Genomic DNA, 10599 nt, shown 5'->3' on the forward strand with positions numbered 1-10599 from the left:
CGTCGGCATCGCCGCGGCACGGGCCGAGCAGCGCCCGGAGCCGCCCCGCGAGGCCGCCGCCCCGGTCGGTCTCGCGCACGACGGCGAACACCAGGCGGCGGGCGTCGCCCTGCTCGACGCCCAGCTCCTCGGCGGCGTACCGGAGCAGGGCGCGCTCGGACGCCCGCTGCCGCAGCCGCTCGCGGAGCCGGTCGGCGATGTCGAACAGCAGCAGCCCGGGCAGGTCGGCGCCCGAGCGGAGCGCGGCCAGCACGGTGTCGGCGTGCGTGGTGGTGGTGTCGCGGCTGCGGCGCGCCCACTCGGCTCCGGCCGCCGCGACCGCGTCCCCGTCCGGGCGCAGGCCGCCGCCCGGCACGGCGAAGCCGTCCAGAAGGCGCATCGGGCCGGTGAGGCGGGCGCCGAAGAGGAAGTCGGCCAGGTGGCGCCTGCCGAGGACGTCCAGCGACTCGCGCACCTTGCGGTAGGCGGGATAGGGCGCGGCGGACGGCAGCGCGTCGGGCTCGCGGATCTCGATGCCGTCGGCGGCGGCCGGCCCCGCCAGTTCCTCGCTCCGCACCCCGGAGGTGCGGGCGATGGCCTCGACCTCGGCGGGCGTGGCCATCCGCAGCGCCCCGGCCGCGTCGGCGAGGCGGGCGCGGGCCTCGCCGAGGCGGCGCTCGGCGAGCTCGCGGCCGCCGCGCAGCCGCGCCTCCAGCGGGCGCGTGTCGCCGCGCTCGGCGGCGGAGAACAGCGGCGCCAGCTCGCGGTGCTCGGCCTCCAGCCGGTCGATGAGCTTGCGGTACTTCAGCTGCCCGCGGGCCCGCCGCCAGCACTGCCGGACCTGCCGGACCCGCGCCGCGACGGCCGCCGCGTCCAGCCCGTCGAGCGGAGCTCGTCCGTTGAACGGCGGTGGGTGGGGGCTGGAGGACGGTCCGTCGAGCGCGTACCGGACGCGCAGGTCCTCGGGGGGCCGGTCGCCCGCGGCCCGCGCGGGTTCCAGCACCTCCCGCCGGTAGTCCTCGTCGAACGCCACGGGCGCCTCCAGGGGATCCGCGGCCCGCTCAGCTGACCTGGACCCGGGAGAGGGCCTTGCGGGAGCGCTCGACCTCCTCCTCCGACATGCCGCCGACGTCCACCTTCAGCTCCAGCCGCTCCCCGGTCTCCTTCTCCACGGCCGTGACGTTCAGCAGGCCGGAGGAGTCGAGCTCGAACGTCACCCCGATCGGCCAGCCCGACTTCTTGCCCGGCGGGACGCGGATCTCCCCGGTCGCGATCTCGGTGTTGTCGATCAGGTCGGCGGACTCCACCACGCCGGCCTGCTCCATCACCCGGACGTCGGCGGAGGTCTGGTCGTCGTAGACGGTGAAGAAGTCCTCGGTCCTGGCGGCGGGCAGCTCGTCGTTGGCGTGCACGAGGTGCGCGACGCTCTCGGCGCCGGTGTCCCGGTCGACGACCACGATCCCGAAGGCGTGCGAGGCGACCGTCCTGATCCGCCGCCCGGCGATCTGCCGCTGCTGCTCGGCCGACAGGCCCGCCCGGTTCGCCATCTCCTCGGCGCGCTCGGCGGCGCCCTCCCGGACGAGGCGCCGGTAGGTCTCCTCGAAGGCGTACAGGGCGGCGCCCTTGGCGACCGCGAGGTCGGGGTCCTGGAGGCGGGGGGTGAGGCCGAGCTCGGTCTGCAGCCGCGCCGCGACGACCGGCATCTTCGTGGAGCCGCCGACGAGGACGAGGTCGTCGTAGTCCTCGACGCCCTTCTCGGCGGCGGTGGCCAGCGTCCGGCCGGTGATCTCCACGGTGCGGTCGAGGAGGTCCTTGGTCAGCTCCTCCAGCTTCTCCCGCGTCACCTCGACCGAGGCGACCCGCCCGGCGTGCATCACCCGGACGGTGTGGGACGTGCGGGTGGTGAGGGCCTTCTTGGCGTCCTCGGCGTCGCGGCGCAGCTGCTGCTCGGTCTGCCGGTCGTCCAGCGGGTCGCCGGCGTCGGGGTGCTCGGCGCGGAACCGCTCGGCCAGGTGCTCCACGAGCCGGGCGTCCCAGTCGGCGCCGCCGAGCTCGTGGTCGCCGTCGGTGCACACCACCTCGATGTGGCCCCCGCGCAGCGCGATGACCGTGGTGTCGAACGTCCCGCCGCCGAGGTCGTACACCAGGATCGTGCGGTCGGTCTCGGGGTTGAGGACGCCGTAGGTGATCGCGGCGGCGATCGGCTCGGACACGATGTCGATGACGTTCAGCCCCGCGATGCGGCCCGCCTTGCGGGTCGCGTCGCGCTCGGCCACGCCGAAGTAGGCCGGGACGGTGATGACCACGTCGCGCGTCTCCTCGCCCGTCGTGGTGCGCGCGTCCGTCGCCAGCTTCAGCAGGATGAACGCCGACACCTCCTCGGGCGTGAAGTCGATCCCGTGGATGGGGCGCGTGACGTCGCGGCCCATGTCCCGCTTGATCAGGCTGACGACGTTGTCGGGCTCCAGGACCGCGGTGTCCTTCGCGGTCTGGCCGACGACGACGTTCTCGCCGCTCTCGAAGAACACGACGGACGGCGTGGTGTCGGTGCCCTCCAGGTTCCGCTGGACCGCGGGCCGGCCCACGTCGTCGATGGAGGCAATGCAGGAGTACGTCGTTCCCAGGTCGATCCCGTAGACGGCCATGTCCCTCACCCGCTGTTCGTCGTCTGTCCGTTGTGCGCCGCCTCGCCGGCGGGGGCCGGCTCGGCGAGCCTGCCGACGCTGACCGCCGCCTTGCGCAGCACCTTTCCGCTCTGCTCGAACCCGTCGGACTGCACGGCCGTGACGGTGCCGTCCGCCACGGGGTCCTCGACCTGCGTGACCGCGACCGGGCGGTGCCGGGACGCGTCGTAGGGGGCGCCCGGCTCGACGGTGAACCGCTCGACGCCGAGCCGCGCGAGAGCGTCGGCGACGTCGTCGGCCACCGCGGCCAGCAGCACCGCCGTGCGCCGGGGGTCGGGCGCCTCGGTGAGATCGGGGGCGCGGAGCCGGTCGGCCTCGCGGCGCGCCTGGTCGTGCAGCCGGTACAGCGCCGCGCGGACGGGCTCCAGCATCGCCTGCAGCTCCCCGCGCCGCAGCCGCTGGTTCTCCTCGTGGAGCCGGTCGATGACGGCCTCGCGGTGCTCCGCGCGCTCGCGCTCGCGGTCGAGGCGGGCGGCGAGCCCGGCGAGGGCGTCCCTCACCTCGGCGTGCAGCACCGCGCCCACGTCGTCCCCGCCGGCGTCCCCGGCGTCGCCGGCGCGCGCCGGCTCGGGCCCGGCACCGGAGGCTTCGCTGACTGGGGGTTCCCCGTCCCTCGACACGTAGAGTCACCTTAATGCTGGACGGCAGGAGACGTCAGGCCAACCGATGACCTCCACCGGACTCTAGTTTGACCCGTGCCCGCCGTTCCAGCACCGACTTTCCGTGCCGTTTTCTTGGGATGACACGTCTGGGTAACACAGGGGAAACGGGTGTCGCCGAAGCTGGGGACCTCGCACGGAGACTGGAGGTGGCGATGTTGCTGCGGATAAGGGTGCGCCTGCCGGACCGCCCCGGTTCGCTGGGGCAGGTCGCGCGGACCCTCGGCGCGGCGGGCGCGGACGTGGTCCAGATGACGGTGCTGGAACGCGACAACGGGCGGGCGATGGACGACTTCACCGTCGCGTGGCCCGCGGGGGCCGACTCCGAGCGGCTGACCGAAGGCCTCGGCTCGGTGCCGGGGGTGGAGGTCGTCGGGATCTGGCCGACGGCCGAGCCGCAGGGCGCCTATCCCGACGCGGCCGTGATCGGCCAGGTCGCGGCCGTCCCGGAGCGCGGGCTGGAGATCCTCGCCGACGCCGTCCCGGCCGTCCTGAGCGCCGACTGGGCGGGCCTCGCCGAGCTGAAGGGGGAGGACGAGGCGGTCCTCGTGCACGCCAGCGCGGGCGGCGAGCCGGGCGCGGTCCTGCCGGAGTTGCGGCCGCTGCGGCCGCGGGCGTTCACGGCGCCGGACGGCACGCGCTTCGCGGTCTGCCCGCTCGCGGCGGGCGGGGTCGCGCTGGTGGTCGCCCGGACGGGCGCGCCGCCGTTCCACCGGACGGAGGTGTACCGGCTGGAGCAGCTCGCCGGGGCCGCGAATGCCGTCCTGCACCGGGCCCGCGGCGCGTCCCCGCTCTGAGCGCCCGCGTCGTTCCGGCCCTGTGCCGGCCCGCAGGGCGAGGTCAGTCAAGCGGGGTCAGTCCAGCAGGGCGAGGACCGCGTCCAGATCGGTGAGGCCGGCGTCGGAGCCGAGCCCCTGGGCGACGGTGGCCGCCGCGGCGGTGCCCCAGCGCGCGGCCTCCAGCACGTCCTTCCCGTGCGTCAGGCCGGTGATGAACCCGGCGCAGTAGGCGTCGCCGCAGCCGGTCGTGTCGACGACCTCGACGGGCAGCGCCGGAAGCCGGTGCGCGCCCTCGGCGGTGGCGACGAGGCTGCCCTCCCCGCCGAGCGTGACGACGACCGTGCGGGGCCCCCGCGCGAGCAGCGCGGCGGCGGCCTTCTCCGGGTCGTCCTCGCCGGTCATGAGGGCCGCCTGCTCCTCGTTCGGCAGGAAGTGGTCGACGTGGGGGAGGAAGGCGGCGGCGCCGTCCAGCAGGTCGGGCATGGCGGACAGCAGGTCCATCGTCACGACGGCGCCGGCCTCGCGTGCGGCGTCGAGCACGGCGAAGAAGGCCGGGTCGTTGAGGCCGAACGTGACGTCGGGGCCGCCGAGGTGCACCGCGCTCGCCGCCTCCAGCAGGCCCGGCCCGACCGCGTCCGGGGCGAGGGTCAGGTTCGCGCCGGGGACGTGGAAGCTCGGGCGCCCGCCGTCCGGCCGGATCGGCAGGATCGACGCGCTGGTCTGCTCGGCCGTCCGCCGGACGAGCCCGCGCACGTCCACGCCCTCGCGCGCCATGATCGTGACCAGCAGGTCGCCGAGGTCGTCGTCGCCGATCGCGCCGACCGAGACGACCTCGTTGCCGAGGCGGGCCAGGGCGACGGCGGTCCCGGCGGCGGCGCCCGCCGCGGTCACCCGGATCCGCTCGACGACGACGGTTCCCTGGCCGTCCGGGATGCCCTCCACCGGGCGGGCGAGCACGTCCAGGATGTGCGCGCCGAGAGTGACGACGGTCATGTCCGGCCCCTTAGTGATCGTCTGGGCCGTAGCGTACGCGGTGCAGGCCACGGAATGTGAGAGGTATTCGCATGTTGCTGAGGGACGAGCGGGACGCGTTGTGCGAAGTCGGCCGGCGGCTGGCCGGGACCGGGCTGGTGACGGGCGCGTCCGGCAACGTCAGCGTCCGGTCCGGCGACCTGGTCGCGGTCACGCCGGGCGGGATGATGCTCGACCGGATGGAGCCGGCCGACTGCCCGGTCGTGGACATCGCGGGCCGATGGGTCGAGGGGGACAAGGCGCCGTCGTCCGAGACCCCCATGCACCTCGCGCTCTACGAGGCGACCCGCCTTGAGGGCCGCCCGGCCGCGGCCGTCGTGCACACGCACTCCACCTATGGCGCCGTGGTGGCGACGACCATGACCGAGCTGCCGCCGATCCACTACAACACGCTCCTGCTCGGCGGCGTGGTGAAGGTCGCCGAGTACGCCACCTACGGGACGCCCGAACTCGCCGAGAACGTCCGGACGGCCATGGCGGGCGGCAAGCGCGCCGCGCTGATGGCCAACCACGGGGGCGTCACGATCGGCCGCGACCTGGAGGAGGCGTACGAGAACGCGCGCCTCCTGGAGTGGCTGTGCGGGGTGTACGTCCGCGCGAAGGCGATCGGGGAGCCGCGCGTCCTGACGGAGGAGGAGCTGGCGAAGGTGGTCGAGCGGGGCCTCGCGCCGCCCGACTTCCCCCGCGTGTAACCTAACGCTTGTTAGGTCACTCTGGGAGGCCCGCCTTGCCCTTCGTCCTGGTCGACAAGCCGCGCCCGAACGTCACCCTCATCACCCTCAACAGGCCCGAGCGGATGAACGCGATGGCGTTCGACGTGATGGTGCCCTTCCGGGAGGCCCTGGAGGAGGTCAGCCGCGACAACGGGACCCGCGTCGTCGTCATCACCGGCGCCGGCCGGGGGTTCTGCTCGGGGGCCGACCTGGAGAACCCGGGGAGCATCCCGGGCATCGACGGGCTGACGCTCCCGACCATCGCGCTGCGCTCGATGGAGCTGCTGGACGACGTGGTCCGGGCGATGCGGCGCGTCCACCAGCCGGTCATCGCGGCGGTCAACGGCCCGGCGATCGGCGGCGGCCTGTGCCTGTCGCTCGCCGCCGACATCAGGCTGGGCGCGGAGACGGCCCTGTTCCGCGCGGCCGGGATCAACAACGGGCTGACCGCGAGCGAGCTCGGCCTCAGCTACCTGCTGCCGCGCGCGATCGGCGCGTCCCGGGCGTTCGAGCTGATGCTGTCCGGGCGCGACGTGGAGGCCGCCGAGGCCGAGCGGATCGGCCTGCTGTCCCGCGTCGTCCCGGGCGACAAGCTCCTCGACGCCTGCTACGAGCTGGCCGAGCGGATCGCCGGGTTCAGCCGCCCCGGCACCGAGCTGACGAAGCGGATGCTGTGGTCGAGCCTGGACGCCGCCAGCCTGGACGCCCACATGGGCCAGGAGGGACTCGCCCAGCTGTACGTCCGCCTCACCACCCACAACTTCGAAGAGGCGATCAAGGCGCGGAGGGAGCACCGCCCCCCGGACTTCCAGGACTGACGCACAGCGGCCGGGTCCGCCGCTGGTACGACCACGCGGCCGCGCCCAGCGCCACGCCGTAGGCGGCGAACGCGCCGATCCCGCACGCAGCGACCGTCCAGCCGGACCAGCCGCTGATGAGCCCGTCGTGAGGGAGGTCGCGCAGCCCGAGGACGGGCGGCAGCAGGTACGCGACGGTCCCGACGACCCCGTAGGGGCCGAGCGTCAGGGCGCCGAGCCAGGCCGGGGCGAGCGGCAGCCAGCGCGGCACCCTGCGCCCGGCCAGCGGCGGGGCCCAGCGCGGGAAGACCTGCCCCCACGCGTGCGTGAGCCCCATGAGCAGGAAGACCCCGGCGAGCGCCGACAGGGTGGTGAAGTCCAGCCCGTACCTTTCCAGCGTCAGGACCAGCCCGGACGCGCCGTTGCGCTCGAACTCGGCGACGACCTGCTCGCCCTCGATCCCCGCGAAGGAGCCCCCGAGCGCCCACGTCGTCTTCATGGCGACGTAAGGCGCGAACCCGAGAGCCCCGCCGTAGGCGGCCCACCGCACCGCGCGCGGCGCGGCGGACACGGGCGGCGGAGCCTTCACGGTCTCCGTCCCGGTGTGCGCCCGGCCGCACCGCGCGCACCTTCCCGCCGTGCCGCGCTGGTAGGCCAGGGCCGTCCCCGCGAGAAGGGCCGCGCCCACCGCGCACAGGAACTCGACGGCGAACCTCGGCCAGTCGTCGACCGTCCCGTCGAAGACGAGTTGCAGCGCGTTCATCACGAAGCCGAACGTTCCGGCCCCCGCCAGCACGCACGCCGTCCAGAGTCCGGTGAGCGGCCACCACCGCGGCATCTGCCGCCCGACGTCGCGGACGCTCGACACGGCCATGATCCCGCCGACGCCGAGAAAGGCGGCGATCACCCAGGCCGCCGCCCCGGCGTCCGCCAGCGGAGATCCGGTCTCCCCGCCGCTCGCCCAGTACAGGGCCACCCCCACCGCGCCCACCGACCACGCCCCGGCCGCGTACCCCGCCCAGCGCGGCCACAGCCTCCCCACCGATTCCATGGGACGAGCCTCTCCGCGCCCGTCCCCTCGCGCCTCCCGCCAGGGGGCGAACGCCCTACCCCGCGCGGGGGAGCGGCATGGAGCCGGCATAGGTGCGGCATGGCAGTCTGAGGGGGTGCCGAAGCTTGCGCCGGACGAGGCGCGCCGCCTGCTGACCACCGTGCCGGTCGCGCGCCTCGCGACCGTGGGGGAGGACGCCCGGCCGCACCTCGTCCCCGTGACGTTCGCCGTCCACCGGGGCGCCATCTACACGGCCGTCGACCACAAGCCCAAGAGCACCCGGGAGCTGCGGCGCCTCGCCGACATCCGGGCCAATCCCCGCGTCGCGCTCCTGGCCGACCACTACGAGGACGACTGGGACCGCCTGTGGTGGGTCCGCGTGGACGGCCACGCGGCCGTCGTCGACGACCCCGCCCGCATGGCCGGTCCCGTCCGGCTCCTGGCGGACCGCTACCCCCAGTACCGCGAGCGTCCGCCGGAGGGGCCGGTCATAGCCGTCACCATCGAGGCCTGGACGGGCTGGTCGGCGTCCTAGAGGGAGCGCTGGAAGGCCGTGACGGCCTCGGCGATCTTCTCGGGGAACTCCACGTGCGGGTGGTGGCCGGCGCCGTCCAGCAGGACGACCTCGCCGTTCAGCCTCCGGCCGACCCACTCGGCCTCGGCGGCAGGGTCGGGCCAGTCGATGTCGCCCGTGCCCATGATGACGAGCGTGGGCGCCTGCACCCGGTCGAGCCGCGCCTCGGACTCGGCGTGGGACATGCTCAGGTAGTCGGCGATGACCTTGCCGCGGCCCGGCTCCTTGAAGTTCGCCTTCAGCTTGGCCTTGTGCTCGGCGAAGTCGGCCGGGGGCTTCGGCTCCCACTTCGGGTAGTAGGACATGTAGAGCGGCACGGCCAGGCCGGGGACCCGCATGAGCGCGGTGGTCAGCTTCTGCGCGAACCCGCCCTTGCCGTCCCGGACGAACGGCGCCGCCAGGACGAGTCCCTTCACGAGTTCGGGCGCCTCGGCCGCGACCCACACCGCGGCGGCCGCGCCGTTGGAGCAGCCGTAGACCAGCGCCGGGCCCGCGTCCAGGTGCTTGAGCAGGGCCAGCAGGTCGTGGGCCAGCGGCGTGCTCCCGTACTCGGGCCAGTGCGCGCTGGTCTCGCCCATCCCGCGCTGGTCGACGGTCACGACGCGGTACCCGGCGTCCAGGAGCAGCGGCCGGAGGAAGCGGAACTGCGACCGCAGGTCGAGCATCGAGGGGAGGCACACGATGAGCGGGCCGTCGCCGCTGTCGTCATAGGCCAGCCGGCCGCCGGGAAGGTCGAGGAACCGGGTCTCGCTCATCGCGCACTCCTTGAATCGCTGTAGCTCTATAGCTAAGGATATTAGCCACAGGGCGACCGGGAGTCAAGAGCGGTGCTCTCGCGGGATCAGTCCCAGGCCTCGCCGAGCCTCGCGAGGTCGGCGGCGTACTCGATGCGGGCGGACCACTCGCCCGGCCAGGCGCCCATGCCGAGGTGCGCGCCCGCGAACGCGCCGGCCAGGCACGCGATCGAGTCGGAGTCGCCCGAACTGGCCGCGCCGCGCCGGATCGCCCCGACCGGATCGTCCGGGAACAGCAGGAAGCACAGCAGGCCGGTGGCGAGCGCCTCCTCGGCGACCCAGCCCGCGCCCGTGGCCCCGCACGGGTCGGACGTCCGGTCCCCGCGCGCGACGGCCTCGTCCAGGCGGTCGAGGACGTCCAGGCACTCGTCCCAGCCCCGGGCGATGAACGCCTCCGGGGTGTCGGTGCCCGGCTGCCGCCACAGGGTGCCGAGCCAGCGCTCGTGGTAGACGCCCCGCTGGTCGCGGCAGCGGGCCCGCAGCGCGGCGGGCAGGTCGGACGGGGCCATGCCGTCGGCCAGCCACCGGACGGCGAACGCCGTCAGCTCGCTCGCCGCGAGCCCGGTCGGATGCCCGTGGGTGAGGGCCGCCTGGAGCTGCGACGCCCCGGCCCGCGTCTCGTCCGACAGCCCCGGGGCGAGGCCGACCGGCGCGACGCGCATGTTGGCGCCGCACCCCTTGGAGCCCGCCACGGTGGCCTCCACCCAGGGCTTCCCGGCGGCAAGGTTCTCGCACGCGCGCAGGCAGGTGTTCCCGGGCGCGCGGTTGTTGTCGGGGCTGTTCAGCCAGTCGACGAAGCGCCGCCGCCACATCGGCGTGATCAGATCCGGGGTGAAGGGAGGGTTCGCCAGGGCGTCCAGCAGTCCGAGCCCGACCGCGATCGCCATCTGGGTGTCGTCGGTGACGAGCGCCGGGTCGCCGTCGAGCCGCGCGGGGCCGTGCTCGCCGAACCGCCGGTGGATCTGCTTCATCGTGAGGAACTCGGTCGGCGCGCCCAGCGCGTCCCCGTACGCCAGCCCGAACATCGCCCCGCTCGCCCTTCTCATGGGCGGCATTCTTCCCTAACCCGTACAAGCATCGCGGTAGCCGCCGGGGGTCATGCCGTAGCAGCGGACGAACCAGCGCGTCAGATGGCTCTGGTCGGCGAAACCGGTGCGGGCCGCCACGTCCCCGATCGCGCCGCCCCGGGCGAGCAGGCGGCGCGCGGCGCGCAGGCGGAGCTGGCGCTGGTAGTCGCTCGGCGCCATCCCGTACTCCCGCCGGAACCCCCGGTACAGCACGAACCGGCTGCACCCCGCCGCCTCCGCCAGCGCGTCGGCGCCGATGTCGTCGGTGTAGCACTCCTCAAGGCGCCGCCGCGCCCGCTCCACGAAGCCGCCGGCGGGCGCCGCCCGCAGCCGCCGCGTGGCGGCCCGGTCGACCAGCGTCCCGACGGCCGCGGTCAGCAGCTCGTCGCGCCGCAGGGCCGGCGCGCCGCCGAGCAGCGCCGCGTGCAGCCCGCGCAGGGCCCCGGCGCCCGTCGTGCCGGACCCCGCGC

11 protein-coding genes and 1 pseudogene are annotated in these 10599 nt (G+C 74.8%); 4 read left to right on the forward strand and 8 right to left on the reverse strand.

Features of this window, described 5'->3' with window-relative positions:
• The 3 genes and pseudogenes from AB0K37_RS36825 to grpE all read right to left on the reverse strand — a co-directional run.
• Positions 1-1012: pseudogene (locus AB0K37_RS36825) on the reverse strand (hypothetical protein); the annotation flags it as partial.
• 28 nt (positions 1013-1040) lie between these two features.
• Positions 1041-2624 carry an Hsp70 family protein gene (locus AB0K37_RS36830; protein WP_363989353.1) on the reverse strand — a complete coding sequence of 528 codons (1584 nt, stop codon included), beginning with the start codon at positions 2622-2624 and terminating at the stop codon, positions 1041-1043.
• A gap of 5 nt (positions 2625-2629) precedes the next feature.
• Positions 2630-3283 (reverse strand): nucleotide exchange factor GrpE, encoded by a 654-nt coding sequence (grpE, locus tag AB0K37_RS36835; RefSeq protein WP_363989356.1) that lies wholly within the window; start codon positions 3281-3283, stop codon positions 2630-2632.
• A 194-nt stretch (positions 3284-3477) separates the two neighbouring features.
• Here grpE and AB0K37_RS36840 point away from each other — a divergent pair, with 194 nt between their 5' ends.
• Entirely contained in the window at positions 3478-4119 is a 642-nt protein-coding gene (locus AB0K37_RS36840) for an ACT domain-containing protein (RefSeq protein WP_363989359.1), read from the forward strand.
• 57 nt (positions 4120-4176) lie between these two features.
• Here the strand turns inward: AB0K37_RS36840 and AB0K37_RS36845 are convergent, their stop codons facing one another.
• A complete protein-coding gene (locus AB0K37_RS36845) occupies positions 4177-5094 on the reverse strand; it encodes a carbohydrate kinase family protein (protein WP_363989361.1) in 918 nt (305 codons plus the stop codon).
• A 71-nt stretch (positions 5095-5165) separates the two neighbouring features.
• Here AB0K37_RS36845 and AB0K37_RS36850 point away from each other — a divergent pair, with 71 nt between their 5' ends.
• Positions 5166-5825: a class II aldolase/adducin family protein gene (locus AB0K37_RS36850; protein WP_363989364.1), complete on the forward strand. Its 660-nt coding sequence runs from the start codon at positions 5166-5168 to the stop codon at positions 5823-5825.
• Positions 5826-5860: 35 nt separating this feature from the next.
• A complete protein-coding gene (locus AB0K37_RS36855; RefSeq protein ID WP_185025464.1) occupies positions 5861-6664 on the forward strand; it encodes an enoyl-CoA hydratase in 804 nt (267 codons plus the stop codon).
• Here the strand turns inward: AB0K37_RS36855 and AB0K37_RS36860 are convergent.
• Positions 6621-7694 carry a hypothetical protein gene (locus AB0K37_RS36860; RefSeq protein WP_363989367.1) on the reverse strand — a complete coding sequence of 358 codons (1074 nt, stop codon included), beginning with the start codon at positions 7692-7694 and terminating at the stop codon, positions 6621-6623. The two genes, AB0K37_RS36855 and AB0K37_RS36860, sit on opposite strands and share 44 nt — an antisense overlap.
• 115 nt (positions 7695-7809) lie before the next feature.
• On the opposite strand from AB0K37_RS36860, the gene AB0K37_RS36865 reads away from it, so the two are divergent.
• Positions 7810-8229 carry a TIGR03668 family PPOX class F420-dependent oxidoreductase gene (locus tag AB0K37_RS36865; protein ID WP_363989370.1) on the forward strand — a complete coding sequence of 140 codons (420 nt, stop codon included), beginning with the start codon at positions 7810-7812 and terminating at the stop codon, positions 8227-8229.
• Here AB0K37_RS36865 and AB0K37_RS36870 read toward each other — a convergent pair.
• From AB0K37_RS36870 to AB0K37_RS36880, 3 genes are all read right to left on the reverse strand, one after another.
• Positions 8226-9023, reverse strand: coding sequence for an alpha/beta hydrolase (locus AB0K37_RS36870; protein ID WP_363989373.1), 798 nt, complete (start codon positions 9021-9023; stop codon positions 8226-8228). The genes AB0K37_RS36865 and AB0K37_RS36870 overlap by 4 nt on opposite strands.
• 86 nt (positions 9024-9109) lie before the next feature.
• On the reverse strand, positions 9110-10108 hold the full coding sequence (locus AB0K37_RS36875) for an ADP-ribosylglycohydrolase family protein (protein WP_363989375.1): 999 nt from the start codon (positions 10106-10108) through the stop codon (positions 9110-9112).
• 15 nt (positions 10109-10123) lie between these two features.
• Positions 10124-10599, reverse strand: a 476-nt coding sequence (locus AB0K37_RS36880; protein ID WP_363989378.1) for an AraC family transcriptional regulator, incomplete at its 5' end; no start/stop codon positions are given.

The sequence above is a fragment of the Actinomadura sp. NPDC049753 genome (genome assembly GCF_040674655.1).
Lineage (GTDB): Bacteria > Actinomycetota > Actinomycetes > Streptosporangiales > Streptosporangiaceae > Spirillospora > Spirillospora verrucosospora.

Bases quoted from the DNA above. Each gene is read 5' to 3' on its own strand.
- AB0K37_RS36840 (WP_363989359.1), top strand. From the start codon at position 3,478: ATGTTGCTGCGGATAAGGGTGCGCCTGCCGGACCGCCCCGGTTCGCTG.
- AB0K37_RS36850 (WP_363989364.1), top strand. From the start codon at position 5,166: ATGTTGCTGAGGGACGAGCGGGACGCGTTGTGCGAAGTCGGCCGGCGG.
- AB0K37_RS36870 (WP_363989373.1), bottom strand. From the start codon at position 9,023: ATGAGCGAGACCCGGTTCCTCGACCTTCCCGGCGGCCGGCTGGCCTAT.
- AB0K37_RS36830 (WP_363989353.1), bottom strand. From the start codon at position 2,624: ATGGCCGTCTACGGGATCGACCTGGGAACGACGTACTCCTGCATTGCC.
- AB0K37_RS36845 (WP_363989361.1), bottom strand. From the start codon at position 5,094: ATGACCGTCGTCACTCTCGGCGCGCACATCCTGGACGTGCTCGCCCGC.
- AB0K37_RS36860 (WP_363989367.1), bottom strand. From the start codon at position 7,694: ATGGAATCGGTGGGGAGGCTGTGGCCGCGCTGGGCGGGGTACGCGGCC.
- AB0K37_RS36875 (WP_363989375.1), bottom strand. From the start codon at position 10,108: ATGAGAAGGGCGAGCGGGGCGATGTTCGGGCTGGCGTACGGGGACGCG.